This window comes from Lacinutrix sp. (assembly GCF_037625555.1).
GTDB lineage: Bacteria > Bacteroidota > Bacteroidia > Flavobacteriales > Flavobacteriaceae > Lacinutrix.
In genome coordinates this window covers 1-25,897 of record NZ_JASJHV010000058.1, presented here as the reverse complement: position 1 = coordinate 25,897, position 25,897 = coordinate 1, and the positions used below count along the sequence as shown (strand labels likewise).

At 31.1% G+C, this 25,897-nt stretch carries 27 protein-coding genes and 1 pseudogene; 21 read left to right on the top strand and 7 right to left on the bottom strand.

Annotated elements, in window-relative coordinates; translation table 11 throughout:
- Positions 1 to 33 precede the first annotated feature (33 nt).
- The 14 genes and pseudogenes from serS (at position 34) to QNK89_RS04660 (ending at position 10,436) form a co-directional block, all read left to right on the top strand.
- Positions 34 to 1,305, top strand: coding sequence for a serine--tRNA ligase (gene serS, locus QNK89_RS04725; RefSeq protein WP_340169812.1), 1,272 nt, complete (start codon positions 34 to 36; stop codon positions 1,303 to 1,305).
- Positions 1,306 to 1,406: 101 nt separating this feature from the next.
- A complete protein-coding gene (locus tag QNK89_RS04720) occupies positions 1,407 to 3,182 on the top strand; it encodes a tetratricopeptide repeat protein (protein ID WP_340169811.1) in 1,776 nt (591 codons plus the stop codon).
- A 35-nt stretch (positions 3,183 to 3,217) separates the two neighbouring features.
- Positions 3,218 to 3,463 carry a hypothetical protein gene (locus tag QNK89_RS04715; protein WP_340169810.1) on the top strand — a complete coding sequence of 82 codons (246 nt, stop codon included), beginning with the start codon at positions 3,218 to 3,220 and terminating at the stop codon, positions 3,461 to 3,463.
- Between the two features lie 41 nt (positions 3,464 to 3,504).
- The gene (locus QNK89_RS04710; RefSeq protein WP_340169809.1) at positions 3,505 to 3,720 is read left to right on the top strand and encodes a GNAT family N-acetyltransferase; all 216 of its coding nucleotides are present in this window, start codon (positions 3,505 to 3,507) and stop codon (positions 3,718 to 3,720) included.
- A gap of 6 nt (positions 3,721 to 3,726) precedes the next feature.
- Entirely contained in the window at positions 3,727 to 4,050 is a 324-nt protein-coding gene (locus QNK89_RS04705) for a DUF4286 family protein (RefSeq protein ID WP_340169808.1), read from the top strand.
- A 58-nt stretch (positions 4,051 to 4,108) separates the two neighbouring features.
- Positions 4,109 to 4,936 (top strand): 16S rRNA (adenine(1518)-N(6)/adenine(1519)-N(6))-dimethyltransferase RsmA, encoded by an 828-nt coding sequence (gene rsmA / locus QNK89_RS04700; RefSeq protein ID WP_340169807.1) that lies wholly within the window; start codon positions 4,109 to 4,111, stop codon positions 4,934 to 4,936.
- A gap of 44 nt (positions 4,937 to 4,980) precedes the next feature.
- Positions 4,981 to 6,351 carry a magnesium transporter gene (gene mgtE / locus QNK89_RS04695; protein WP_340169806.1) on the top strand — a complete coding sequence of 457 codons (1,371 nt, stop codon included), beginning with the start codon at positions 4,981 to 4,983 and terminating at the stop codon, positions 6,349 to 6,351.
- A 17-nt stretch (positions 6,352 to 6,368) separates the two neighbouring features.
- Positions 6,369 to 7,307 carry a 2-hydroxyacid dehydrogenase gene (locus QNK89_RS04690; RefSeq protein ID WP_340169805.1) on the top strand — a complete coding sequence of 313 codons (939 nt, stop codon included), beginning with the start codon at positions 6,369 to 6,371 and terminating at the stop codon, positions 7,305 to 7,307.
- 29 nt (positions 7,308 to 7,336) lie between these two features.
- On the top strand, positions 7,337 to 7,792 hold the full coding sequence (locus QNK89_RS04685) for a DUF1801 domain-containing protein (RefSeq protein ID WP_340169804.1): 456 nt from the start codon (positions 7,337 to 7,339) through the stop codon (positions 7,790 to 7,792).
- Positions 7,793 to 7,846: 54 nt separating this feature from the next.
- A complete protein-coding gene (locus QNK89_RS04680; protein ID WP_340169803.1) occupies positions 7,847 to 8,233 on the top strand; it encodes a VOC family protein in 387 nt (128 codons plus the stop codon).
- A gap of 58 nt (positions 8,234 to 8,291) precedes the next feature.
- Entirely contained in the window at positions 8,292 to 8,660 is a 369-nt protein-coding gene (locus QNK89_RS04675; protein WP_340169802.1) for a DUF4870 domain-containing protein, read from the top strand.
- A 399-nt stretch (positions 8,661 to 9,059) separates the two neighbouring features.
- Positions 9,060 to 9,242: pseudogene (locus QNK89_RS04670) on the top strand (transcriptional regulator); the annotation flags it as partial.
- A 38-nt stretch (positions 9,243 to 9,280) separates the two neighbouring features.
- Positions 9,281 to 9,769 carry a DUF6428 family protein gene (locus tag QNK89_RS04665; protein WP_340169801.1) on the top strand — a complete coding sequence of 163 codons (489 nt, stop codon included), beginning with the start codon at positions 9,281 to 9,283 and terminating at the stop codon, positions 9,767 to 9,769.
- Between the two features lie 46 nt (positions 9,770 to 9,815).
- Complete coding sequence (locus QNK89_RS04660; protein WP_340169800.1) at positions 9,816 to 10,436, top strand: protein-tyrosine-phosphatase; 621 nt, start codon at positions 9,816 to 9,818, stop codon at positions 10,434 to 10,436.
- Positions 10,437 to 10,472: 36 nt separating this feature from the next.
- On the opposite strand, the gene QNK89_RS04655 is transcribed toward QNK89_RS04660, so the two are convergent.
- From QNK89_RS04655 to QNK89_RS04635, 5 genes are read right to left on the bottom strand one after another with little or no spacing between them, the layout of a single operon-like run.
- A complete protein-coding gene (locus QNK89_RS04655; RefSeq protein WP_340169799.1) occupies positions 10,473 to 10,781 on the bottom strand; it encodes a hypothetical protein in 309 nt (102 codons plus the stop codon).
- Between the two features lie 37 nt (positions 10,782 to 10,818).
- Complete coding sequence (locus QNK89_RS04650; protein ID WP_340169798.1) at positions 10,819 to 11,484, bottom strand: carboxypeptidase-like regulatory domain-containing protein; 666 nt, start codon at positions 11,482 to 11,484, stop codon at positions 10,819 to 10,821.
- Between the two features lie 13 nt (positions 11,485 to 11,497).
- Positions 11,498 to 13,312: a lysophospholipid acyltransferase family protein gene (locus QNK89_RS04645; RefSeq protein ID WP_340169797.1), complete on the bottom strand. Its 1,815-nt coding sequence runs from the start codon at positions 13,310 to 13,312 to the stop codon at positions 11,498 to 11,500.
- A gap of 42 nt (positions 13,313 to 13,354) precedes the next feature.
- Complete coding sequence (locus tag QNK89_RS04640) at positions 13,355 to 14,602, bottom strand: aspartate kinase (protein WP_340169795.1); 1,248 nt, start codon at positions 14,600 to 14,602, stop codon at positions 13,355 to 13,357.
- Positions 14,602 to 15,081: a GNAT family N-acetyltransferase gene (locus QNK89_RS04635; protein ID WP_340169794.1), complete on the bottom strand. Its 480-nt coding sequence runs from the start codon at positions 15,079 to 15,081 to the stop codon at positions 14,602 to 14,604. The genes QNK89_RS04640 and QNK89_RS04635 overlap by 1 nt, the downstream gene beginning before the upstream one ends.
- Before the next feature lie 150 nt (positions 15,082 to 15,231).
- Between QNK89_RS04635 and fbp the strand changes: the two genes are divergently transcribed.
- The 4 genes from fbp to QNK89_RS04615 all read left to right on the top strand — a co-directional run bounded on the left by fbp (position 15,232) and on the right by QNK89_RS04615 (position 21,582).
- Positions 15,232 to 16,239, top strand: coding sequence for a class 1 fructose-bisphosphatase (gene fbp / locus QNK89_RS04630; protein WP_340169792.1), 1,008 nt, complete (start codon positions 15,232 to 15,234; stop codon positions 16,237 to 16,239).
- Between the two features lie 58 nt (positions 16,240 to 16,297).
- The gene (locus tag QNK89_RS04625) at positions 16,298 to 16,579 is read left to right on the top strand and encodes a fructose 1,6-bisphosphatase (protein WP_340169791.1); all 282 of its coding nucleotides are present in this window, start codon (positions 16,298 to 16,300) and stop codon (positions 16,577 to 16,579) included.
- A 239-nt stretch (positions 16,580 to 16,818) separates the two neighbouring features.
- The gene (mfd, locus tag QNK89_RS04620; RefSeq protein ID WP_340169790.1) at positions 16,819 to 20,166 is read left to right on the top strand and encodes a transcription-repair coupling factor; all 3,348 of its coding nucleotides are present in this window, start codon (positions 16,819 to 16,821) and stop codon (positions 20,164 to 20,166) included.
- Between the two features lie 51 nt (positions 20,167 to 20,217).
- On the top strand, positions 20,218 to 21,582 hold the full coding sequence (locus QNK89_RS04615) for a TlpA disulfide reductase family protein (protein WP_340169789.1): 1,365 nt from the start codon (positions 20,218 to 20,220) through the stop codon (positions 21,580 to 21,582).
- A gap of 155 nt (positions 21,583 to 21,737) precedes the next feature.
- Here the strand turns inward: QNK89_RS04615 and QNK89_RS04610 are convergent, their stop codons facing one another.
- Positions 21,738 to 22,097 (bottom strand): YraN family protein, encoded by a 360-nt coding sequence (locus tag QNK89_RS04610; RefSeq protein WP_340169788.1) that lies wholly within the window; start codon positions 22,095 to 22,097, stop codon positions 21,738 to 21,740.
- 38 nt (positions 22,098 to 22,135) lie between these two features.
- Entirely contained in the window at positions 22,136 to 23,167 is a 1,032-nt protein-coding gene (locus tag QNK89_RS04605) for an LD-carboxypeptidase (RefSeq protein WP_340169787.1), read from the bottom strand.
- A gap of 143 nt (positions 23,168 to 23,310) precedes the next feature.
- Between QNK89_RS04605 and metG the strand changes: the two genes are divergently transcribed.
- The 3 genes from metG to QNK89_RS04590 all read left to right on the top strand — a co-directional run.
- Positions 23,311 to 25,365 (top strand): methionine--tRNA ligase, encoded by a 2,055-nt coding sequence (gene metG, locus QNK89_RS04600; RefSeq protein ID WP_340169786.1) that lies wholly within the window; start codon positions 23,311 to 23,313, stop codon positions 25,363 to 25,365.
- A gap of 4 nt (positions 25,366 to 25,369) precedes the next feature.
- On the top strand, positions 25,370 to 25,531 hold the full coding sequence (locus QNK89_RS04595; protein ID WP_340169785.1) for a hypothetical protein: 162 nt from the start codon (positions 25,370 to 25,372) through the stop codon (positions 25,529 to 25,531).
- A 12-nt stretch (positions 25,532 to 25,543) separates the two neighbouring features.
- Positions 25,544 to 25,897 (top strand): hypothetical protein (locus tag QNK89_RS04590; RefSeq protein ID WP_340169784.1); only part of this gene is annotated, 354 nt, incomplete at its 3' end.

Here is a 25,897-nt window from a genome sequence, read left to right as displayed (position 1 = left end):
CCCGACCTTTAGGTAACGCCCAAAATAAAAAATATGTTACAAGTACCATTTATTAGAGACAACAAGGAAACGGTAATTAACGGTTTGGCAAAAAGACATTTTGATGCTAAAGCGCTAGTAGAAGAAGTGATTTCTATAGACGAAGAGCGTCGTGCTTTACAAACAAAATTAGATAATACATTAGCAGAATCTAATGCGATTTCCAAAGAAATTGGAAACTTGTATAAATCTGGAAAAGCTGCTGAAGCAAACCAATTAAAAGAAAAAACGAGTATTCTAAAAGAGGCTTCTAAAACTTTGTCTGAAGACTTAAGTACTACAGAAACAAAACTAGAAAATCTTTTGTACCAACTACCAAACGTACCACATGAGTCTGTTCCATCAGGGAAATCTGAAGCGGAAAATGAAGAGATTTTTGCGGAAGGTAGTATTCCAAAATTATTTGATGCTGCCCAACCACATTGGGAATTAGCAAAGAAGTACGATATTATAGATTTTGAATTAGGCAATAAAATATCTGGCGCAGGATTTCCTGTCTACAAAGGAAAAGGTGCAAGGTTACAACGTGCACTAATTGCATATTTTTTAGACAAAAATACTGCAGCTGGCTATACTGAATACCAATTACCACATTTAGTAAACGAAGCATCTTGTTATGGAACTGGACAATTACCAGATAAGGAAGGGCAAATGTATCATGACTCAATAGACGATTTATATTTAATACCAACTGCAGAAGTTCCTGGTACAAATGTTTTTAGAGATGTGCTATTAAATGAAAGCGAATTACCTATAGGAATTACTGGTTACACACCTTGTTTTAGACGTGAAGCAGGAAGTTATGGCGCAGATGTTCGTGGTTTAAATAGATTACACCAATTCGATAAAGTTGAAATTATTAGAGTAGAGCATCCAGACAATTCTTACAAAGCGTTTAATGGCATGATTGAACACGTAAAAGATATTTTAAGAGAGCTTAAACTCCCTTTTAGAATTTTAAAATTATGTGGTGGAGACACTGGTTTTCCTGCTGCAATGACTTACGATTTTGAAGTTTTTTCGACTGCTCAAGACAGATGGTTAGAAATATCTAGTGTTTCTAACTTTGAAACTTATCAAGCAAACCGTTTAAAACTACGTTTTAAAAATGCAGATGGTAAAAACGAATTAGCACATACATTAAATGGAAGTTCTTTAGCATTACCAAGAGTATTAGCTGGTATTTTAGAAAACTATCAAACAGAAAAAGGTATAGAGGTTCCTGAAGCGTTAATACCATACACAGGTTTTCCTATTATAAACTAACAAACGCTTTACATAAATTAACTAATGCCTGAATTAAATCAGGCATTTTTTATATCTTTTTTTAAGGCATAACATTTGCTATATTTACACAAATACTTTCTATGCGCTTTTTATTTATTTTATGTTTTTTATTTAGCCTTAATGGGTTTTCACAAGACGATATTCTTGCACGAGAATATTTTAAAAACGGTGAGTTTGAAAAAGCATTAATCTCTTATAAAAAATTATACTCTAAAAATAAAAGAAATCGTAACTATTTAACGCTACTGGTAAAAACACACCAACAATTAGAACAATACAAAGCCGTAGACACACTACTATTAGACTATTTGAATATAGTAAACAATCCTGCTACATATGTAAAATTAGGCTATAATTATATGTTGCAAAAAGATACTTTAAGCGCAAAAATAAATTATAAAAAAGCCATAGATGCTGTAGAGTTAAAACCGCAATTAGCAACTATTGTTGGTATCGATTTTGAAGACGTATCCTTATTAGACCAAGCAATAGAAGTCTATAATATTGCAATGGAAGCAAGACCTGAGCTAAACTACAACATGAAGTTAGCACGTATTTATGGAGAGAAAGGTGATGTTGAAAAGATGTTTAATAGCTATATTAATTTTTTAGAAATTAATATAAATTACCAAAACTCTATAAAAAGAGAGCTTAGCACTTTTGTAAGTGAAAATAAAGAAAATGAGAACAATAGTCTTCTAAGAAAAATACTATTGAAAAAAAATCAAACGTCTCCAAACACAATGTGGAACGAAATGTTAAGTTGGTTATTTACTCAGCAAAAAAAATACAACAAAGCATTTATACAAGAAAAAGCGATATACAAGAGAGAATTAGAGTCTTTAGAGCGTATAGAAGAGTTAGCAAACATTGCTTATACCCAAAAACAACCAGAAGCTGCAAAAAAAATATATCAGTTTATTGTAGATAATACTCAAGATATCGATATTAAAATAAATGGCCATTACAACCTTATTAATATTGAAACTGAAAACGCATCTAAAGAAGATTATAAAATAATAAACCAAACTTATTTAAGTTTGTTTGATACCTACGGTAAAACAACCCGAACACTAGATCTTCAAATTGCTTACGCTCACTTTTTAGCCTTTTGTCTTGACCAAACTAAAGAGGCCGTTTCATTTTTAAAAAACAGTCTAAAACTTGAGGTTAGCAACTATCTTTTAGCAAAAATCAAGTTAGAACTTGGAGACATTTTAGTTTTAGAAGAAAAATTCAACGAAGCTTTAATTTATTACACACAAATACAACGCTCATTAAAAAATAGTACAATTTCTCAAGAAGCACGTTTTAAAGTAGCAAAAACAAGTTACTATAAAGGTGATTTTAAATGGGCAGAATCTCAACTGAAAATTTTAAAAGCTTCTACCTCGCAACTAACTGCTAACGATGCATTAGATTTAAAGTTACTAATTGCAGATAATAAAGCAGAAGACTCTTTACAAGTTGCTTTAAAAAAATATGCAAAAGCAGATCTGCTAGCTTTTCAAAATAAAAAAGAAGATGCGATTATTATTTTAAACGCCATTTTAAAAGAACACAAAACCGAGGCTATTATTCCACAAACGCTATTAAAACAAGCACAGTTATTTGAAGAAAAAAAACAATTTAAAAGGGCTAAAACCAATTACGAACGTCTAATTCAAGATTTTAAAGAAGGTATTTTAGTAGATGATGCTATATATGCTTTAGCAGAGATTTATGCTAATAAATTAGATCAGCCAGAAAAGGCTAAAGCACTCTATGAGAGTATTATTTTTGAGCACGCAGATAGTATCTATTTTGTTGAGTCTAGAAAAAAATACCGAGCACTTAGAGGTGATGCAATTAATTAGTCTTTTTTTAAAATATTATTTATAATAAACTAAAAATGGTAGTAGCAGAAACTAAACGTCTTATTATATCTCAATTCTCTATTAAAGATGCTCCATTTTTTATGGAGTTAGTAAACACACCAAATTGGATAAAATATATAGGAGACCGAAATATTAGTACCATTAAGCATGCGGAAGATAGAATAACAAATGGTCATTTAAAAAGCTACAAAATCTATGGTTTTGGATTTTATATTTTACGTTTAAAAGAAAGTTTAAAACCCATTGGAACCTATGTTTAATTAAAAGAGAAACACTAGAAAATGTCGATTTTGGATTTGCTATGCTACCAGAACAAGAAGGTCTTGGTTTAGGGTTTGAATCTTCGGAAGCTATTATTGAATTAGCAAAATTTAATATTAAGGAGCTTGATGCAATAACCTTAGAAATAAATAAGAACTCTATAAAATTATTAGAAAAATTAGGTTTCCACTTTAAAAAGAAGGTTAATCCTTTTGAAGATAACATAGAACTCCTATTATTCTCAAAAAACTTATAATATAAAATGATAATTTACAACGTTACAGTAAACATAGACGATAGTGCTCACGACCAATGGCTAAAATGGATAAAAGAACATATTCCTCAGGTGCTAGCAACAGGCAAATTTAAAGAAGCTAAACTTACAAAAGTTTTAGTAGAAGAAGAAATGGGAGGTCAAACCTACTCAATTCAATATAGAGCGCATTCTCGAGAAGCTTTAGAACTTTATTACAAAGAAGATGCAGGCCGTTTGCGTATTGAAGGCGCAAAACTTTTTGTAGATAAAATGCTCTCTTTTAGAACAGAACTAGAAGTTGTAGATGAATACACAGTAGACTTAAAATAATTCCGTTAGTTTTGTCACTCCTAGTTAATTTAGAGTATTCTTGAAAAACACAACATTCATGGCCAAAAAACAATACAATCCACACCAAGTAAAAGCTAAAAAGTTTTTAGGTCAACATTTTCTAGAAGATGAAACTATTGCTGAACAAATTGCAGACGCCTTAACGTTAGAAGGTTATAACAAAGTATTAGAAATAGGGCCAGGAATGGGAGTTCTAACTAAATATTTGCTAAAAAAACCACTAACAACTTACGTTATAGAAATAGATAGGGAAAGTGTAGACTACTTAAAAAACAACTACCTTAATCTGGCATCAAGAATTATTGAAAAAGACTTTTTAAAATATGATGTTTCAGAAACTTTTGAAGACGAACAATTTGCCATATGTGGTAATTTTCCATATAATATCTCAACACAAATTGTTTTTAAAACATTAGAATTAAGAGCACAAATTCCTGAATTCTCTGGAATGTTTCAAAAAGAAGTAGCGCTACGTATTTGCTCTAAAGAAGGCAGTAAGGTATATGGAATACTCTCTGTTTTAACACAAGCATTTTACGGAGCAGAATATCTTTTTACTGTTCCACCAACAGTATTTAATCCACCGCCAAAAGTAGAATCTGGTGTTTTAAAATTAACACGTAAAGAGAACTTTACATTGTCTTGCGATGAGAAACTGTTTTTTAGAGTAGTAAAACAATCCTTTATGCATCGCAGGAAAACCTTACGTAATAGTTTAAAAACATTAGAATTAAGCGATAATTTGAAAGCAAATGTTATCTTTGACAAGCGTCCAGAGCAGCTAGATGTACAAGCTTTTATTGATTTAACTAGCTTAATAGAAAACGACGAAAACAGATTGATTAACACTAATTATGGGTCCTAAAAGCTTTCTATTTGAGGCTTTGGTAAATAAAAAAATTACTTTTAGTGGAAGAACAAGACGAAAATATAAAATTTACAATAAGCGACGAGCTTATAGATAAGGTAGAACACTTAGTAGACTCTAAAAACAATGAAGGTGTTTTAGAGCTATTAAATGAGTATCACCATGCAGATATAGCAGAGATTCTTGGAGATTTAACTACAGAACAATCTACTTTTATTATTAAACTTTTAGATAGTGACATTACATCCGAAATCCTTATGGAAATGGATGAAGACGATCGTGAGAAAGTTTTAGCTACATTATCTACAAAAGAAATCGCAGAAGAAATCGAGGAACTCGATACAGATGATGCTGCAGATATGATTGCCGAGCTTCCCGAAGAACGACAAGAAGCAGTAATTGCACAAATTGAAGATCAAGAACACAAAGCAGAAATACAAGAACTTCTTACTTACGATGAAGACACTGCAGGTGGATTAATGGCAAAAGAGTTAGTTAGAGTAAAAGAAAACTGGACAGTAACAGAGTGTGTAAAAGAAATGCGTGCACAAGCAGAAAATGTTACAAGAGTTCACTCTATATATGTTGTAGATGGAGAAGAAAAATTAATTGGTCGCTTATCTTTAAAAGACCTTTTAATAGCCTCACCAAGAGCACATATTTCTACAGTTTATATTCCTAAAGTAGATTATGTAGATGTAAATGAAGACGCTGAAGAAGTTGCGAAAATCATGCAAAAATACGACTTAGAAGCCATTCCTGTAGTCGATGAAAATAAAGTGTTATTAGGTAGAATTACCATTGACGATATTGTAGATGTTATAAGAGAAGAAGCCGAAAAAGATTACCAATTAGCAGCAGGTATTACACAAGATGTAGAAGCAGATGATAGTATTTTACAACTAACTAGAGCACGTTTACCATGGTTGTTTTTAGGACTGATTGGAGGTATTGGCGCTTTTTTAATTATGGAAGGTTTCATAGACATTTTTAAAGAATACACAGTACTTTTCTTTTTTACACCTTTAATTGCAGCAATGGCTGGAAATGTTGGAGTACAATCAAGCGCAATTATTGTTCAAGGTTTAGCAAATGATGATGTAAAAGGAAGTATAAATAGTCGTCTAATAAAAGAGATGCTTTTAGCAGCACTTAATGGTTTCATTCTTGCTATATTTTTATTCTTGTTCGTATGGATTACAAAAGGAGAATTAGTTACAGCTTTAGCCATTTCTGTTTCTTTAGTAGCAGTCATAATTATTGCTGGTTTAATAGGTACTTTCGTGCCTTTATTTTTAGACAAAAAAGGGATCGATCCAGCTATTGCCACAGGTCCATTTATTACAACAAGTAATGATATTTTTGGAATACTGATATATTTCTGGATTGCTAAACTTATTATAGGAATCTAAAATACCTTTTGTTAAACATGAAAATTCTTCATTTAGATTCTAATCATCCACTTTTAATAAATCAACTAAACGATTTAGGGTTTACAAATCATGAAAATTATTCAGATTCAAAAGAAAACATTCAAAAAATTATTCATGAGTACGATGGTTTTATTATTAGAAGTCGATTTAGTATAGATCGTAATTTTATAGATTCAGCTAAAAATCTAAAGTTTATTGGTCGCGTTGGTGCTGGACTAGAAAATATAGATTGTGATTTTGCACAAGAAAAAGGCATAACATTAATAGCAGCTCCAGAAGGCAATAGAAATGCTGTGGGAGAACATAGTTTAGCAATGCTCCTATCTTTGTTTAATAAACTAAACAAAGCAGACAGAGAAGTTAGAGAAGGTAAATGGTTGCGCGAAGCAAATAGAGGACATGAGTTAGATGGTAAAACTATAGGACTTATAGGTTATGGAAATATGGGTAAAGCCTTCGCAAAAAAACTACGTGGTTTTGATGTAAAAGTACTTTGCTATGATATAAAACCAAATGTTGGAGATATTAATGCAAAACAAGTTTCGCTAGAAGAGTTACAGCAAAAAACAGATGTATTAAGCTTACATACTCCAGAAACCAACAAGACTATTGGCATGGTTAATCTAAACTTTATTAATGCATTTCAAAAACCATTTTGGTTAATAAATACTGCTAGAGGCAAAAGCGTTGTCACTCAAGATTTAGTTTCGGCTTTAAAAAGCGGTAAAATTTTAGGTGCAGGATTAGACGTTTTAGAATATGAAAAAGCATCTTTCGAAAACCTATTTAACAAAGATAATATGCCAGATGCCTTTAAGTATTTAATACAATCTGAAAATATAAATTTATCTCCACACGTTGCTGGCTGGACCATACAAAGTAAAGAAAGACTAGCACAAACGATTGTAGATAAAATTAAAGCAAAATTTTGTTAACTTTAAGCATTAACTAACCTATAGTAAAAATGACCTCTAAAGCAGAAACTCCAGAAGATTATATAGCACAACTTCCAGAATACAGAAAAGAGCCTATAAAAAAGTTAAACACCCTGATAATAAAGCAAATGCCTAAAGGCTTAGAGTCTGGAATGGCTTATGGTATGTTAGCGTATTATGTGCCAAAGTCTATTTATCCAGATGGTTACCATTGTAAGCCTTTTCCACCTTTACCATTTATTAATTTAGCATCGCAAAAAAACTTTATTGCATTATATCATGCTGGAATGTATGCAAAAAAAGAACTTTATGATTGGTTTGTAAACGAATATCCTAAACACTGTAAAACAAAATTAGACATGGGAAAAAGCTGCGTTCGTTTTAAAAAAATGGAAGACATACCTTACGGTTTAATTGAGCAATTACTTGTCAAAATGAGTGTTGATGAGTGGATAGAAATTTATGAGAAAACAATAAAAAAATAGAGTGTTAATATTCAGAAATTCTATTGAGAAGAGTATGAATTAAATTAAAGATAAATGAAAAAAAGAGTAACAGGAATAGGAGGGTTATTTTTTAAAAGTAAAGATCCAAAAGCAGCAAAAGATTGGTATAATAAACACCTAGGTTTTAATACAGACGATTATGGCTGTACCTTCTGGACAAAAGATAAAGAAGGCAATGATTGCTCAACGCAATGGTCTCCTTTTAAGGAGGATACAAAATATTTTGAGCCTTCAAAAAAGAATTTTATGTTTAATTATCGAGTAGAAAATTTAACGAAATTATTAAGTACTTTAAAAGAAGAAGGTGTTACTATAGTTAGTGAAATAGAAGAATTTGAATATGGTAAATTTGGTTGGATTTTAGATAATGATGGCAATAAAATTGAACTCTGGGAACCAATAGACAAAGTGTTTTTATAAACATGTCCTTTTTTTTAGTATTTTTAAAGAATTAACCAAACAACTTAAAACAAAAATTATGTCTGAAGAAAATAATTCTCAATCAAATGTGTCACAAGAAAAGCCTTGGGGTATGGAGCAAAATACTTTTTGCTTATTGATGCATTTAAGCGTGCTAACTTACTGGTGGATTGTCCCGATAATAATGTGGGTTACAAATAAAGATAAGAATGAATTCGTAAATTCACACGGGAAAGCCATAGCTAATTTTCTTATATCTATGTTAATATACTGGTTTGTCGCCTTTATGTTCAGTTGGGTCTTAATCGGATTTTTTATTATGTCTTTATTAGCTATTTTTGCTTTTGTTATGCCAATTATTGCAGCTTTAAAAGCAAATAAAGGTGAAGAGTACAAATATCCAGCAACGATTCAATTTATAAAATAATTGAACTAAGACAATATGTGTATAGTTTAGCCTGAACATTATCTTTCATTCGAGCATAGATATATAATGGGTTTTTATAGAGGGTATTCTATACTTAACTAAATCAGATGAGGAGTTTTACAACACATACCAAGTTAGTAAAAAGTATGGTTTTAATTATAATAATTAAATAAAGTAAACCAAATACAAAATGTGTTTGGTTTTTTTATTTAATTTAAAATCGTAATATTGGAATATTATTTACATTAATAAATTATTGGATTTACAAAAAAACACATCTTCGACGCGCAACAAAACCAAATTGCAAATTTTACTAAAATGATTGGGCATCCTGCTAGAGTATCCATAATAAAACACATAAGCCAAAATAAGGATTGTAATTGAAATAGTCTTGTAAAAGCCATTGGTTTGGCTCAACCTACTATTTCACAACATCTTGCTGAAATACGCAAAACAGGTTTACTTAAACAAACTGTTAAAGGTAAAAACTTGTTTTATAGTATAAATGAAGATAAATTAAACGAATGTAGACGTGTTGTAAACGACTTTTTTGTAAAAACTCAAATAAATTGCTGCAAATAATTAAGAAAACTGCATGTGATTATAAAAAATATGGCCTTATGAAAACTCAAGACTTTTTATCTCTAATAACAGAACATCAAGACAAAGCTTTACTATTTGAATATGCACCAAATAAACTAGTTGGTGCAAATTATCACATAACAGAAGTAAAACACATAACTATAGACTCTGTAGATTGTGGTGCACAAACAGACAGCTGGAAAGAAACCATAATACAACTCTGGGAGAGCCCTCTAGATATTTTAAATACTAAATACATGAATGCTTATAAAGCATTGGCTATTTTAAAAAAAGTTGGCACAATGAAACCTTATACTTTAGATGCAGAAGTTAAATTTGAATATAGTAATTCTAATTTCCACACTGCTCAATTATATGTTAACGATTTCGAAATACTAAATCAAAATATAATTATTAAACTAGGTATTGAGAAAACAGCTTGTAAAGCTTCAGATATTTGTGGCTTTGCTGAAACAGTTATAGATAAAGTAGAGTCGTGTTGCACAACAGAAAGTGGCTGCTGCTAGAATTTAAGTTTAAAAAAAGAGTTCTAGTTTTTACAGAAAAATAAATATGAAAGAAACACTATTTCAAGACATAACTAATACGATTAACTTATTAGACATTAGTTTGATTTCTGAAGAAAGAAAAAACACACTAAATCACTTAGTAGAATACATAAGCACAAAGTTAAAAACAGATGATGCTATACGCTTAAATTTTATATGTACTCACAACTCTAGAAGAAGTCATTTATCTCAAATTTGGGCACAAACAATGGCAGGTTTTTATAATATTAAGAATGTGTCTACTTATTCCGGAGGAACAGAAGCTACTGCTATGTTTCCAAAAGTTAAAGAAACATTATCTAGCCAAGGCTTTAAAATTATCGCACTTTCTGATGAAGAAAACCCGGTTTATAGTGTAAAATTTGCCGATAATGAACCTACAATAATTGCATTTTCTAAAACTTACAATAACGCGTTTAATCCTGCAACAGAGTTTGCCGCTATACTAACCTGTTCTTCTGCAGATAAAGGTTGTCCTATTGTTTTTGGTTGCGATAAACGCATAGCTATAACTTACGAAGATCCAAAAAAATCTGATGGAACACCTGAGCAAACCAACACCTATAAAGAGCGTAGCTTACAAATAGCCACAGAAATGAAATATGTATTTTCAAGTTTACATTAAAAAATTTATTTCTAAGAATTTTAATAGATAGGCTGTTTACAAACCACAATCTAAAGGTAAAACATCGCCAATACGCTGGTTTGCCATAAAACCACCAAATAAAACTTTATCTATTGGAGAGTGGTTTCCATAAGCATCTATTATAAAACGATCGACTTCACTTTCAATAGCAGATTGTCGTCTTCCTTTCCACAATATGTTAAGCTTTTGAGATAGGTTAACCTCTGTTATATTTAAACTATCGTTTTTAAACGTTTTAATATGAATTGATGGTTCTGCTTGGTACTTACCTTTAAATATTTTAAATTTTTCTTGTCTAAGCCTTTTATTAGCAATGGCTCTCATGAAATGAAGTGTAGACTTTCTGTCTGTTTTTTAAGGCTCACTTGTGTTTTTTAGACTCTATATTCTCGAAAAAAGTAGTACCTGAATAAGATACTGAAGCTACTGTTCTAAAAACTTTTTCTAGATCTAAACCAGTATCTACATCCATATTATAGGTAATGTAGAAATCGTTAAGATCAAATTTAACAATATAGTCTAAGGCTTCGTTTTTAACAACTATAGGAGCTCTTGCAGAAGCAACTAGCTGTTTTGTGTCTTTTTTAAAATTTAAAACTAAAGCGTCTTCATTTAAGATTTTACATTTTTTTGCAAACTCTGAGCGTCCTAAAAATTCTTTTCTAAATTCTTTTAATTTGAGTACTCTAGACCACTCATCTTTACTGTTTAAAACAACCTCTTCCAAAGTATTGACATCTTCTTTTAGTTTGAAAATTTTTTCACTATCAAAATTTTCTATTTTATGTATTCTAGTTTCAAAACCTACAAAAGAAATCACCAAAGAAGAATTAATAGGCTGTTGCAAATTAATATAAAATTCGCCATCAAAATTTGTAGTAGTACCAATAGAGGTATTATCGAAATATACAGAAGCGCCTATAATGGGCTCATTGTTTTTTTCGTTTAAAACAACACCTTTTAATTCTTGAGCAGTAGCAGTAAAAAAGCAAAGAGAAACAAATAAGAATAAGGCAACGTTTTTCATTTTGAGAAAACTATTAATCTTCAGTTGTTTTTTCTGGCAATTTACCTTCTAATTCTGCTTGAAACTCTTCCATTACTGGACGCACTGTGCTTTCAGGTAAATCCGCAATTTTAATATACATTAAGCCATCTACTGCGTTGTTAAATAGTGGATCTACATTAAATGCTACAAGTCTAGCGTTTTGTTTTATATACTTTTTTAATAGCACAGGTAATCTTAGAGCTCCTGGTTCTATTTCATCTATTATTTTATCGAATTTATTTAAATCGGCTTCAGTTGCATCAAAAACAAAATCTTTATCTGCATCTTTAAGCTTAACTTTAAATTCCTTTTTTGGGTGTACATATTGAGCAACATAAGGATCGTAATAATGCGATTTCATAAACTCTATCATAAGAGATTTTGAGAAATTTGAAAACTGATTACTAATACTTACACCTCCTATTAAGTACTTATGTTCTGGATAACGTAATGTGGTGTGCACAATACCTTTCCAGAGTAAAAATAGAGGCATTGGTTTTTGTTGGTGTTCTTTAATTATAAAAGCACGACCAAGCTCTATAGACTCACTCATCATTTTATATAGTTCTGGCTCGAAACGAAATAAATCTTGTAAATAAAAACCGTTAATACCATGTGCTTCATATATTTTAGAGCCTAAGCCCATTCTATATGCTCCAGCTAGCACTTTAGCTTCACAATCCCATAAAAACATATGGTGATAATAAGCATCAAAATGATCTAGATCTATGGCTTCATTTGTTCCTTCTCCTACTTCTCTAAAAGTAATTTCTCGCAACCTTCCTATTTCCCTTAATATGTTTGGGATGTCTTTTGCAGGTGCCAAATACACTTCGTAATTTTTACTTACAAGTAATCTTTTATCGTTTTTTTGAAGCGCTGCTACTTCTTTAATCATTTTAGCAGAATCTACAGGTGTAACAATTTTTTTTGGTGTTTTTGGCACCTTTAAACTAGAAGATAAACTACTAATCGATTTTTCTTTTGGCTCAAAAGCATTAGATAGCATATAGGTTTTACGCCTAATAAAGTCTGTAAAATCGTCGAGTGTTTTGTGTTCATCTTGTGCAGTAACACTTATTGCTTTTCCAACTCGAACTTTTATTGTTCTGTGTTTTTGTGTCAATAATTCTGATGGTAATTTAGCGGTTCTAAAAATATCGCTAATTTTGGATAGCTTATAAAACAACTTACTATTTTTGGCATGAAAATAAATAGGAACAATAGGCACATTAGCTTTTTGTGCTAATTTCATTAAGGCTTCCTCCCAAGGCTTATCAACCATTAGTTTTCCATCCTTATATGTAGACACCTCGCCTGCTGGAAAAACACCTAAAGGATGACCTTCTCTTAAATGCTTAATTGAGTTTTTAAAGCCAACGATACTTGACTTTACAGCTTTACGATCTTCAAATGGATTAACTGGCATTATATAGGGCTTCATTGGCTCTATACGATGTAAAAGAAAATTCGCTATTATTTTAAAATCGCCTCTTTTTTCAAGCATTAATTTTAATAATAATATACCATCTATTCCTCCTAATGGGTGGTTAGATACTGTAATATAAGCACCATCTTTAGGAAGACGTTTAAGGTCTTCTTCTGGAATTTCGAATTTAATTTGGAATTCATCTAAAATAGCATCCAAAAATTCAACTTCGCTTAAGTGTTTATTACGATTATAAATTCTATTAAGAGTAGAAATTTTTAAAACTTTCATTAATAGCCAACCAATAAACGTTCCAAATACACCGTATTTATCTAGGTTTATAGCTTTTGAAACTTCTTTTGCAGAGACTAAAGACATTATTGGTTTTACTGTTTTAAGCTTACAAATGTAAGCAATAGATTATTGAGTTACAATTTGCACTGTTTCTTGAAACAACTGCTTCAATAACACGGTTTTATCTTGTTCTAAATTTTTTATGGCTTCATCGTTATAATGCCTAATAGTGTATAATGATACGTTTTCATGACACTCTACTTTAAATTTAGCCTTTAAGTGTAACAAGAGTTTTTCTAAATTATTGTAAGTATTCTCAAAACATACTGAAAAACTAATGGCCGAATTTTGAATTACTACTACTTTCATTTTATATAAAGCTAACAAGTTGAAAATTTCACTAATATTTTCTTCAACTACATAGGAGAAATCTAAGGTAGATAAAGAAAGTAATACTTGGTTTTGTTTTAAAATAAAACAAGGCACATTAGGTTCTATACCTTGAGATTTATTAACTGTAGTGCCTAAATTTTCTGGATTTAAAAACGACTTTACATGTAATGGAATCTCTTTACGCTTTAAAGGTTGTAGTGTTTTTGGATGTATTACAGAAGCGCCATAAAAAGCAAGCTCGATGGCTTCTGTATAGGATATTGTATTTAGCAATTGAGTGTTATTAAAATAACGTGGATCTCCATTAAGTACTCCTGGCACATCTTTCCAGATGGTTACGCTATCTGCATTTAAACAATACGCAAAAATAGCTGCTGTATAATCGCTTCCTTCTCTACCTAATGTAGTTGTGAAATTATTAGTATCACTACCTATAAAACCTTGGGTTATATATAATGTTGAAGCATCTACCAGATTAGAAATAATACGTTGGGTAGCTTCCCAATTTACATTAGCATTCCTGTAATAATCATCGGTTTTTATACATTGTCTTATATCTAACCATTTATTATTTAAACTATTATTATTTAAATAGTGGCTAATAATTGTTGAAGAAACAAGCTCACCATAACCAATTACTTGGTCGTAAAGAAAATTATAATTAGGTGATTTATTACTTTTAAAAAACTGTAATAATTCTTGAAATAATTCTTCAACTTTATTAAAAACGTCGTGTTGTGGGTTTTTAAATAAGTCTATCATAATTTCTTGATGATATCTTTTTACTGTCTCTAACTCTTTTTTATAACTGCCCTTATTAAGATACTTATCTAAAACAACCTCAAGTGCATTTGTTGTTTTACCCATAGCAGAAACAACTATAAGCGTATTTTTATGACCTACTGTTTCAAGCAGTTTTAATACATTTCTAACTCCATTTGCATCTTTTACAGAAGCACCACCAAATTTAAATACTCGCACTATATATTATTTAAATAGTTTTTTATTCCGTTTTCATTTAAATGTACAACATCCCAATCGCGTTTAACATCTGCTCCTTTTTTTTCATAAAAAACAATGGCTGGTTCATTCCAATCCAAAACTTCCCAACTCACACGTTTAACGCCAATTTGGTTTGCATACTTAACAACCTCGTCTAAAAGCGCTGTGCCTAAGCCACTGCCTCTCATCTGCTCTTTCACAATTAAATCTTCTAAATGTAGTACTTCACCTTTCCAGGTAGAATAACGTTTGTAAATTAATGCTGCTCCTACAATTTCTTCATCATTTTCTGCAACAAAACAAATAAATTTTGGTTCTTTACCAAAGCCATCCTCCATAAGGTTTTTAACAGTAACCTCTATTGCATCTGGCTCCTTTTCAAAAACAGCTAATTCTATAATAAGATTGTGAACACTTTTCATATCGTTTTTTGTAGATAGACGTATGCTGTATTTCATGAATTTGTTTTTTTAGTATTTTCTTTTCTGTAAAAATCAATTGGAAATCAAATATAGCTTAAAGTTAAATAATGTAACATATTTACTTTTACGAAAACGATATAGTTTATTAAAATAAACGATATTTGCAAAAGCGAAAGTCTAAAAAATATGTCTAGAAAAAACCAAACCTTAGGGGAATTTATAATTGAAAACCAGTCGTCTTTTAAATACACTTCTGGAGAATTATCAAGACTAATAAACTCTATAAGGTTAGCTGCAAAGGTAGTAAACCATGAAGTAAACAAAGCTGGTTTAGTTGATATCATTGGAGCTGCAGGAGATACCAATATTCAAGGTGAAGACCAACAAAAACTTGATGTTTATGCTAACGAAAAGTTTATACAAACATTAACCAATAGAAATATTGTTTGTGGGATTGCTAGTGAAGAAGAGGATGATTTTATTTCAATAAATAGCCAAGACGAGAATAACCAAAACAAATATGTCGTGTTAATTGATCCTTTAGATGGCTCAAGTAATATAGACGTAAATGTGTCTGTAGGAACTATTTTTTCAATTTATAGACGTGTAACTCCAGTTGGAACTCCTGTAACTTTAGAAGATTTTCTTCAAAAAGGAAACCAGCAAGTAGCTGCTGGATATGTAGTTTATGGTACCTCAACCATGTTAGTTTATACTACAGGTGATGGCGTAAATGGTTTTACTTTAAACCCAGCTTTAGGAACACTTTATTTATCTCATCCAGACATGAAATTTCCTGAAAATGGTAATATTTATTCTGTAAACGAAGGAAACTACAACCATTTCCCTCAAGGTGTAAAAGATTATATAAAATATTGTCAAAAAGAAGAGGAAGACAGACCTTATACGTCTAGGTATATTGGATCTTTAGTGTCAGATTTCCATAGAAATATGATAAAAGGTGGTATTTATATGTACCCAAAAAGTTCTAAAAACTCTGATGGTAAACTGCGCTTACTTTACGAATGCAACCCAATGGCATTTATTGCAGAACAAGCAAACGGTAAGTCTAGTGATGGTTTTAAAAGGATTCTTGACATAGAACCTACAGAGTTACACCAACGTGTACCTTTTTTCTGTGGAAGTATGAATATGGTTGAAAAAGCAGAAGAGTTTATGCAAAATGCACAATAAAGGTATTATTCTAAATTAATTTGTTGTTTTTACGCTAGTTTACTAAACTAAATTATTAATGGCAAAGAACGATAACCCTACAAATACCAATACAAACGCAAACGATCCTACTTCTAAAATCGATGCGATTAAGCAGCTTATTTTTGGTGAAAACATACAAGAATATAATCACGAATTTGAAGCTGTAAAGAAAGATATACTAAACAAGAAAAAAGAGCTAGAACAGCTAATGGATGAAGTTAAGGCTGAATTACTTCAAAATATTGACAATCTAAGCACAGATATTAATATTAGAATTACTGAACTAGAAAACATGTTTACTAGTTTTTATTTTCAGTAAAACTAAATCAACATCAAAAAAAAAGTGTCAAAAAAATGTAAAAGAAGTGTCAATAATTGCAAAATTAAAAAAAAAATTAAAATTAGTATGGAACTCTTGAGCAAACTACAAAATTACAGATAATGTTTCGTTGATATGAAATTGCATTAATACTAAAACAAATTCAATACAAGTAATTTCCTTGTAGAAATGGAATTAAGCATTCTAACACTTATATTTACCATCCAATACTTTAAAACGTGAGCAAATCTTTAATCTCGCAAACTTATGCACAGTCTTTGCAACTGCAAAAACTGCAAACTACTATTGCCCAAACTCAAGAAAAAGGAACTAAAACACATATAAAAGGTTTGGTGGGTTCTGCGCTTTCCTTTGTAATACAAGAATGTTTTAAAACCACAGAAAAACCATTTCTTTTAATTTTTAATGATAAAGAGGAAGCTGCATTTTATCTTAACGACCTTGAGCAACTTATAAACGGTAAAGATGTTTTGTTTTACCCAGGAAGTTACAGAAGGCCATACCAAATTGAAGAAACAGATAATGCAAATATCCTTTTGCGTGCTGAGGTTTTAAATCGTATAAACTCGCGTAAAAAACCTGCTATAATTGTAACCTATCCAGATGCACTTTTCGAAAAAGTAGTGACTAGAAAAGAACTGGAACGTAACACATTAAAAATTAATGTTGGCGACGATTTAAACATCGATTTTGTAAACGAAGTCCTTTTCGAATACAAATTTAATCGTGTAGATTTTGTAACAGAACCAGGAGAATTCTCTGTTAGAGGTGGTATTGTAGATGTGTTTTCGTTTTCACACGACGAACCTTACAGAATTGAGTTTTTTGGAGACGAAGTCGATAGTATTAGAACTTTCGATGTAGAAACACAACTCTCTAACGAGCAAATTAAAAAAATTGGCATTATTCCAAATGTTGAAAACAAGTATTTAGACGAGTCTCGCGAGAGTTTTCTAAAGTATATCGCTTCAAAAACAGTTGTTTTTACAAAAAATGTAGAAGTCCTTTTTTCTAGAATAGACGAATTCTTTACTAAAGCAGAGGAAGCCTTTAAAAGCCTTTCAACCGAAGTTAAACATGCCAAACCAATAGAACTTTTTTGTAATTCTACTTTACTAAAAAAACAAATTTTAGAATTTAATGTTGTAGAATTTGGTACAGATTCTTGGTTAAAACCACAACAAGAAATACTATTTAATACCACACCTCAGCCAGCTTTTAACAAACAGTTTAATTTACTTATAGACAACTTAAACAGCAACCACAATAATGGTTACACAAATTATATAGCTTGTATTATCGAACAACAAGCCAAACGGTTTCATGATATTTTTGATGATGCAGAGCGAGATGTAAAATACCAAACCATAACGCTTTCGTTATTTCAAGGTTTTGTAGACCATGAAAACAAAATAGTAGTCTATACAGACCATCAAATATTTGAACGCTATCATAAATTTCATCTTAAAAACGGTTACGCAAAAAAGCAAGCAATTACATTAAAAGAGCTCACAAATCTAGATATTGGAGATTATGTAACACACATAGATCATGGTATTGGAAAGTTTGGTGGTTTAAAAAAAATAGATGTAGAAGGCAAAAAGCAAGAAGCTATAAAACTAGTTTATGGCGAACGTGATATCTTGTATTTAAGCATACACTCTTTACATAAAATTACCAAGTTTAATGGTAAAGATGGTAAGCCTCCAAAAGTTTATAAATTAGGTAGTAAAGCATGGAAAGTACTTAAAGAAAAAACAAAATCTAGAGTTAAGCATGTTGCTTTTAACTTAATAAAACTATATGCAAAACGAAAGCTTGAAAAAGGCTTTCAATATAAAGAAGACAGTTATTTACAGCATGAATTAGAGGCCTCTTTTATTTATGAGGACACTCCAGACCAAATTACAGCTACTGCAGATATTAAAGCAGATATGGAGAGCGAAAGACCAATGGATCGCCTTATTTGTGGAGATGTTGGTTTTGGTAAAACAGAAGTTGCTATTCGTGCAGCCTTTAAAGCAGTAGATAATGGTAAACAAGTAGCCATTTTAGTACCTACTACAATATTAGCGTTTCAGCATAACAAAACCTTTACAGAGCGTTTAAAAGAGTTTCCTGTTACTGTAGATTATGTAAATCGTTTTCGCACAGCAAAGCAAAAACGAGAAACGTTAGAAAAACTAGAAAAAGGACATGTAGATATTATTATTGGTACACACCAATTGGTAAATAAAAAAGTAAAATTTAAAGATTTAGGATTACTTATTGTAGACGAAGAACAAAAATTTGGTGTCGCAGTAAAAGAGAAATTAAAAACGATAAAAGATAATGTAGATGTGTTAACCTTAACCGCTACTCCTATTCCAAGAACGCTTCAGTTTAGTTTAATGGCAGCTAGAGATTTATCGGTAATTACAACACCTCCTCCTAACCGTTATCCTATAGAGAGTAATGTTATTCGATTTAATGAAGATGCTATTCGCGATGCTGTAAGTTACGAGATTCAAAGAGGTGGGCAGATATTTTTTATTCATAATCGGATAGAAAATATTAAAGAAGTTGCTGGTATGATTCAACGTTTGGTGCCAGATGCTAAAATTGGTATTGGACATGGTCAAATGGAAGGCAAGAAACTAGAAACTTTAATGCTCTCTTTTATGGAAGGTACTTTCGATGTTTTAGTGAGTACAACCATTATAGAAAGTGGATTAGATGTCCCAAATGCAAATACTATTTTTATTAATAACGCTAATAATTTTGGCTTAAGCGATTTACACCAAATGCGTGGTCGTGTAGGACGAAGTAATAAAAAAGCATTCTGTTATTTTATTACTCCTGAGTATTCTGCTATGACAGCAGATGCGAGAAAACGTATTCAAGCTTTAGAGCAATTTACAGCCTTAGGTAGTGGTTTTAATATTGCAATGAAAGATCTAGAAATTCGTGGAGCAGGAGAATTATTAGGTGGTGAACAGAGTGGATTTATAAATGAAATTGGGTTTGATACCTACCAGAAAATTTTAAATGAAGCTATTGAAGAACTTAAGGAAAATGAATTTGCAGAATTGTATAACGAAGATCCTGAAACTAAAGAGTACGTTAAAGACATGATTATTGATAGTGATTTTGAATTGCTATTTCCAGACGATTATGTTAATAATATTGCCGAAAGACTAAACCTATACACACAACTTAATAATTTTAATACCGAAGAAGAGCTTGCGAAGTTTGAAACCGAACTTATTGACCGTTTTGGAGAGTTACCAATATCTGTTGTAGACTTACTAAACAGTGTAAGATTAAAATGGATTTGTATAAAACTAGGAATCGAAAAAGTGATTATGAAAAAAGGAAAGCTGGTTGGTTATTTTATTAACGACCAACAAAGTAATTTCTACCAAAGTCCTAATTTTTCTAAAATACTTAAGTACATACAACACAATCCCTATGCAGGAAAAATGAAAGAAAAACAAACCAGAAATGGTTTGCGATTATTACTTACCTTTGAGAATATTAAAACGGTAAAACAAGCATTAGCAGCACTTAAACCAATATTAAATTAATAAAATTATTTTGGCAAAGTTTTTGCCTTACTTATAATAAAACCATTAAAAATGACTAAAAAATTACTTTTTTTACTCGCAATATTACCTTCATTACTATTTGCTCAACACTCTATTAAAGGCACCTTTTCTCCAGCAGAAGAGTTTAAGTTTGCCTTTTTGTATCGTGTAACTACAGAAACCTCAATATTTGTTACAAATGCAGATGTTGCGGAAGATGGGACCTTTGAAATTAAATTAAGTGAGGATACTATTCCTGGAACTTACAGGATAGTTTATGCGCAACCTCAAGACCAATATAATTTCGATTTTATTGTAAGCAATAAAGAAGATATTGAATTAAAATTCGATTTAGAGCAAGGCTTATCATTCGATAAATCTGGCGAAAACAAACTTTACAGTTCTTATAACAGAAGTCTAGATTTAATTAACAAAAGCATTCGTAATTTTTACAATTCAGGAAAAGAAGATAAGTCTGGTTACACAGAAATTTTTAATATTCTAGAGCATACACAAAGTGAATTTGAAAAAGCCTCTAATGACATGATTGTTAATACTTTTATAAAAGCAAATAGACCATATGTACCAGAAACCTTTGAAGACGTTCCTACGCTTTCAGAACACATAAAATCTAACTATTTTAAAAATATAGATTTTGGCAACCAGACACTTCAAGATTCTAATTTTTTAATTAAAACTACATTAGATTATGTTATTGGTTTTATAGACCCAAATAATGCAGATCCTTCTTATATAGAAAATGTAGATACAGTTGTAAAAGCAATTGGTGATCACCCAAAAATTAAAGCTATACTTCTAGAAATTTTATGGAATCAATTTTCGGTAGAAGCTAATGTGGTAGTTACAAATTATATTGGTTCTACTTACTTACTAGATATTGCACGTGCTAACAACAATAACGAACTAGCAAATAATATTATCTATTTTAAAAACGCCTCTATAGGCAACACAGCACCAGATTTTAATTTAGAAATAAAAGCTGAAAATGATAAAATTAAAAGCTCTAAATTAAGTGCATTAGAAGGTGCTAACAATTATTTAATTTTCTTTTGGAGCACAACTTGCTCTCATTGTTTAGAAGAAATTCAACAATTAAAAGAGTTTGTAGCAACTAAAGAAGACCTACAAGTAATTGCAATTGCTCTAGATAACGACTTATACCGCTGGAAAGACATGACATATGATTACCCAGGTTTTATACACGTTTTTGGAGAAGGTAAGTGGGATAACCCAATAGGTGTCCAATACAATGTAACTGGTACACCTAGCTATTTTGTGCTAGACAAAGACAAAAAAATTATTAGCAAACCATACGATATTAAAGCCTTTAAAGCCGAGATAAATAATTTAATAATAGCTAATAAGCCTAGTAAATACCCAGAACGCAAACAGTAATCTATTACAACTATATTTTAAAGAGCGAAGTTTAACACTTCGCTCTTTTTGTTTTGTAAGGATTTGGAATTATTTATTATAATAATTAATTTTATTTATTACATTTTTACTCTTAATGTATTTGTTGGTTATAAGCCTTAAAGTAAGGAAAAACTCTAAAAATGATAAAAAGCATCAACCAAATGCTCAATTTTAAACTTATTATTTTCTTTTACAACAGCAATAATATCAAAACGGACTTCTACCTCTAATCCGTTTGTGGTTAAATATTCGTCAACCGCTTTCACCAAACGTTGAATTTGTTTTGGTTTTACAAAATCTTGAGGGTTTCCAAAATCTATGCTTGAACGGGTTTTAACCTCAACAATAGCCAGAGTGTCTTTTATTTTTGCAATGATATCTACTTCTGCTTTCTGAAATCTATAATTACGTTCAATAATTTCATAGCCTTTTTTAAGTAAAAAATCTACAGCAAGCTGCTCTCCTTTTTTTCCTAATTCGTTGTGTTGTGCCATGGTTACTTTCCATGAAAATGGAACCCTCTTTTTATTTATTATTTATCAAATACAACTGTAGTTTGTTTACTATTTACTGTTAATTCTATATTTCTTCCCATAATCATCGCACGATTATCGTCTTCATGTCCTGCAGGCATATTAAAAGCTATTGGAAAATTATAGTCTGCTAAAGCATCTAGAATAAGTTGTTCTATATTAGTTCCCCAAAGTGTGGTGTTTTTTCGCATTCTACTCATATCTCCAACAATAATACCTTTACAATTATCAAAATATCCAGCACGTTTCATGCTTTGTAGCATACGATCTATATGGTATTTATACTCGCCTATTTCTTCAATAAATAAAATTTTTCCGCTAACATCTATACTTGTATTAGAGCCTAACATGGTATGTAAAATAGTTAAGTTACCACCTACTAATTGTCCTGTTGCATTACCTTCTCTATTATAATTAGAGCCTTTTAAAGTATAGTTTACAGGCTTGCTAAAAAGAGTTGCTTTAAAAGTGTCTATACTCTCTTTTATTTCTAATAAATCTTCTGGTAAACTTACACACATAATGGCATGTATACTCTCTACTCCTTTAGTATGAATTTGATTGTGCAAAGCTGTAATATCACTGTAACCAATAACCCATTTAGGTTGCTGTAAAAACTTTGTATAATCTAATTTGTCTAAAATTCTAACTGTACCATAACCTCCTCTTGCACTCCAAATTGCTTTAACGTTTGGGTTGTCTAGTGCGTTTTGGAAATCTTCACAACGCTGTTGGTCTGAACCTGCAAAATGATTATCCTTACTAAACACATGCTCACCAATTATAACTTTTAATTGCCAGCTTTCTAATAATTTTTTAGCGCGTGCAACTTCATCTGTTCTGTTTTTTAAAACACCAGAAGGTGCTACTATAGCAACAGTATCTCCCGCTTTTAAATAAGGTGGTTGTATCAATTTAGTTGTAATTTTAGTAGGTAAATCTTGCGCTGAAACTTGGGTTTTTCCGAAGAAAAAAACAAGAAAACATAGACTTAAAATGAAACCTTTTTTTGTCATATTGTAAATGTACATTTTTTTTCTAAATCGCTAATGAATTGCGTACTTTTGTAGCTTAAATTTATCGTTATAGAATCATAAGGTTCTGTTTCCTCGAGCGCAGTCGAGAAGTTTTAATGAGGTCTCGACTGCGCTCGACCTAACATTTTTATTTTAAAATGAATATTCCCAAAAGATATACAATTACTGCTGCATTACCTTATACTAATGGACCAATACATATTGGGCATTTGGCTGGAGTTTATGTGCCTGCAGATATTTACGCTAGATACAAACGTTTAACTGGAAACGATGTTGCCTTTATTTGTGGAAGCGATGAACATGGTGTACCCATTACTATAAAAGCAAAAAAAGAAGGTGTTGCACCTCAAGAAATTGTAGACAGATATCATACCATTATTAAGCAATCTTTTGAAGACTTCGGTATTACTTTCGATAACTATTCGCGAACATCTGCTAAAATTCATCATGAAACAGCATCAGAGTTTTTTAAGACTTTATACGATAAAAATGAGTTTGTAGAAGAAGTCTCTGAACAATTATATGACGCTGAGGCCAATCAGTTTTTAGCCGATAGGTTTGTTGTTGGAACGTGTCCAAAATGTGGAAACGAAGAAAGCTATGGAGACCAGTGCGAAAAATGTGGAACTAGCCATAATGCTACAGATTTAATAAACCCTAAATCTGCCATTACAGGTAATGTACCATCCTTAAAAGAAACAAAACACTGGTTTTTACCTTTAAATAAGCATGAGCAATTTTTAAAAGAATGGATTCTTGAAGGCCACAAAAAAGATTGGAAATCTAATGTCTATGGTCAATGTAAGTCTTGGATAGACGATGGCTTAAGACCAAGAGCAGTAACGCGTGATCTTGATTGGGGAATTCCTGTTCCTGTTCCTGGAGGAGAAGGGAAAGTGCTTTACGTATGGTTCGATGCACCAATAGGTTACATTTCTGCAACCAAAGAATGGGCAGCAAAAGAAGGTAAAGATTGGGAACCATATTGGAAAGACGAAGACACTAAGTTAGTACACTTTATTGGAAAAGATAATATTGTATTTCACTGTATTATTTTTCCAGCGATGTTAAAAGCTGAAGGCTCCTATATTTTACCAAATAATGTACCAGCAAACGAGTTTTTAAATTTAGAAGGTAACAAGTTATCTACTTCAAAAAACTGGGCTGTATGGTTACCAGATTATTTACAAGATTTTCCAGATAAGCAAGACGTATTGCGTTATGCATTAACAGCAAACGCTCCAGAGACTAAGGATAACGATTTTACTTGGAAAGATTTTCAAGCAAGAAACAATAACGAGTTGGTTGCCATTTTTGGTAACTTTATAAATCGTGTGGTAGTTTTAACTAACAAATATTACGACGGTATAATACCTTCTCCAAGTAATTTCTCTACTGTAGATGAAGAAACTTTAGCAACCATAAAAGTATTTCCTAGTGTAATAGAAAGCTCTTTAGAACGCTACCGTTTTAGAGAAGCGTCTCAAGAATTAATGAATTTAGCACGACTTGGAAACAAGTATTTAGCAGACGAAGAGCCTTGGAAATTAGTGAAAACAGATGAAGCTAGAACAAAAACTATTATGTATGTAGCATTACAAATAGCTGCTGCATTGGCTACATTGTGCGAGCCATTTTTACCATTTACTTCTACTAAACTAAAAGGTATATTAAATACTAATGAAAATTCTTGGAGTGATATTTCAACAAAAGAAATTTTAATTCCTGCTAAGCATCAAATAGAAAAAGGTGAGTTATTATTCTCTAAAATTGAAGATAGCGAAATACAAATACAACTAGACAAATTAGCAGCGAGCAAAAAAGCAAATGAAGCCGCAAATAAAGTTGTTGAACCACAAAAAGAAGAAATCACTTTCGACGATTTTACAAAATTAGATATTAGAGTTGGTACTGTTTTAGAGGCTGAAAAAATGCCAAAAGCTAATAAACTTTTAGTGCTAAAAGTAGACACAGGAATAGATGTTAGAACTATTGTTTCTGGAATTGCAGAAAGCTTTACAGCAGAAGAAGTTGTTGGAAAAAAGGTTACGGTTTTAGTTAATTTAGCTCCAAGAGCATTACGAGGTGTAGAAAGCCAAGGCATGATATTAATGACAGAAAATGCAGAAGGCAAATTAGTATTTGTTAATCCTGATGGTGCTAATGTTAGCAATGGCCTGCAAATAAGTTAAATTAATGAAAAAACTCTGTGTTTTATTTTTTATCCTTTGTGCAATGCCAGTTGTATCGCAAAGCAGTTGGATTGAAAGTAATATTTCTAGAGAATCTAATGCCAACTCACCTAAAGATGTTTTACCAGTTGTAAATAAAGACACAAATGAACTAGCACTCTTTTAAAAGGCTAAAAGAGTGGTTTTTGCCAAATTATATAACAAAAACCAAGAACTTATTAGTTCTATTAATGCCATAAACATACCTAATAAAACAAAAATTTTAATAGGTGCGACTTATAATGAAGATAGTTATACTCTATTTTTTTGTAATTCAAAGAAAACACGATTTAGTTCTGTTTCTGTTAATATAAAAACCAAGAGTTTTAGTATTAATGAAGAATTAAATATAACTTTAAATAACGAAAAAGTTCTTGAATTTTTAATAGAGAAGAATACCATAACAATCCTTACAATAAGTAAAAAAGAATCTCTATTCAAAACTTATATTTTAAAAAACAAAGATGAAATAGTACATAATATATTAGATTTT

What these genes read in the sequence shown, in the direction of transcription:
- metG (WP_340169786.1), top strand. Translation starts at nt 23,311, where the DNA reads ATGAATATTCCCAAAAGATATACAATTACTGCTGCATTACCTTATACT.
- QNK89_RS04655 (WP_340169799.1), bottom strand. Translation starts at nt 10,781, where the DNA reads ATGAGAGCCATTGCTAATAAAAGGCTTAGACAAGAAAAATTTAAAATA.
- QNK89_RS04715 (WP_340169810.1), top strand. Translation starts at nt 3,218, where the DNA reads ATGGTAGTAGCAGAAACTAAACGTCTTATTATATCTCAATTCTCTATT.
- serS (WP_340169812.1), top strand. Translation starts at nt 34, where the DNA reads ATGTTACAAGTACCATTTATTAGAGACAACAAGGAAACGGTAATTAAC.
- QNK89_RS04595 (WP_340169785.1), top strand. Translation starts at nt 25,370, where the DNA reads ATGAAAAAACTCTGTGTTTTATTTTTTATCCTTTGTGCAATGCCAGTT.
- fbp (WP_340169792.1), top strand. Translation starts at nt 15,232, where the DNA reads ATGTCTAGAAAAAACCAAACCTTAGGGGAATTTATAATTGAAAACCAG.
- QNK89_RS04625 (WP_340169791.1), top strand. Translation starts at nt 16,298, where the DNA reads ATGGCAAAGAACGATAACCCTACAAATACCAATACAAACGCAAACGAT.
- QNK89_RS04680 (WP_340169803.1), top strand. Translation starts at nt 7,847, where the DNA reads ATGAAAAAAAGAGTAACAGGAATAGGAGGGTTATTTTTTAAAAGTAAA.
- QNK89_RS04650 (WP_340169798.1), bottom strand. Translation starts at nt 11,484, where the DNA reads ATGAAAAACGTTGCCTTATTCTTATTTGTTTCTCTTTGCTTTTTTACT.
- QNK89_RS04720 (WP_340169811.1), top strand. Translation starts at nt 1,407, where the DNA reads ATGCGCTTTTTATTTATTTTATGTTTTTTATTTAGCCTTAATGGGTTT.
- QNK89_RS04610 (WP_340169788.1), bottom strand. Translation starts at nt 22,097, where the DNA reads ATGGCACAACACAACGAATTAGGAAAAAAAGGAGAGCAGCTTGCTGTA.
- QNK89_RS04690 (WP_340169805.1), top strand. Translation starts at nt 6,369, where the DNA reads ATGAAAATTCTTCATTTAGATTCTAATCATCCACTTTTAATAAATCAA.
- rsmA (WP_340169807.1), top strand. Translation starts at nt 4,109, where the DNA reads ATGGCCAAAAAACAATACAATCCACACCAAGTAAAAGCTAAAAAGTTT.
- QNK89_RS04665 (WP_340169801.1), top strand. Translation starts at nt 9,281, where the DNA reads ATGAAAACTCAAGACTTTTTATCTCTAATAACAGAACATCAAGACAAA.
- QNK89_RS04710 (WP_340169809.1), top strand. Translation starts at nt 3,505, where the DNA reads ATGCTACCAGAACAAGAAGGTCTTGGTTTAGGGTTTGAATCTTCGGAA.
- QNK89_RS04660 (WP_340169800.1), top strand. Translation starts at nt 9,816, where the DNA reads ATGAAAGAAACACTATTTCAAGACATAACTAATACGATTAACTTATTA.
- QNK89_RS04685 (WP_340169804.1), top strand. Translation starts at nt 7,337, where the DNA reads ATGACCTCTAAAGCAGAAACTCCAGAAGATTATATAGCACAACTTCCA.
- QNK89_RS04615 (WP_340169789.1), top strand. Translation starts at nt 20,218, where the DNA reads ATGACTAAAAAATTACTTTTTTTACTCGCAATATTACCTTCATTACTA.
- QNK89_RS04635 (WP_340169794.1), bottom strand. Translation starts at nt 15,081, where the DNA reads ATGAAATACAGCATACGTCTATCTACAAAAAACGATATGAAAAGTGTT.
- QNK89_RS04705 (WP_340169808.1), top strand. Translation starts at nt 3,727, where the DNA reads ATGATAATTTACAACGTTACAGTAAACATAGACGATAGTGCTCACGAC.
- QNK89_RS04605 (WP_340169787.1), bottom strand. Translation starts at nt 23,167, where the DNA reads ATGTACATTTACAATATGACAAAAAAAGGTTTCATTTTAAGTCTATGT.
- QNK89_RS04645 (WP_340169797.1), bottom strand. Translation starts at nt 13,312, where the DNA reads ATGTCTTTAGTCTCTGCAAAAGAAGTTTCAAAAGCTATAAACCTAGAT.
- QNK89_RS04675 (WP_340169802.1), top strand. Translation starts at nt 8,292, where the DNA reads ATGTCTGAAGAAAATAATTCTCAATCAAATGTGTCACAAGAAAAGCCT.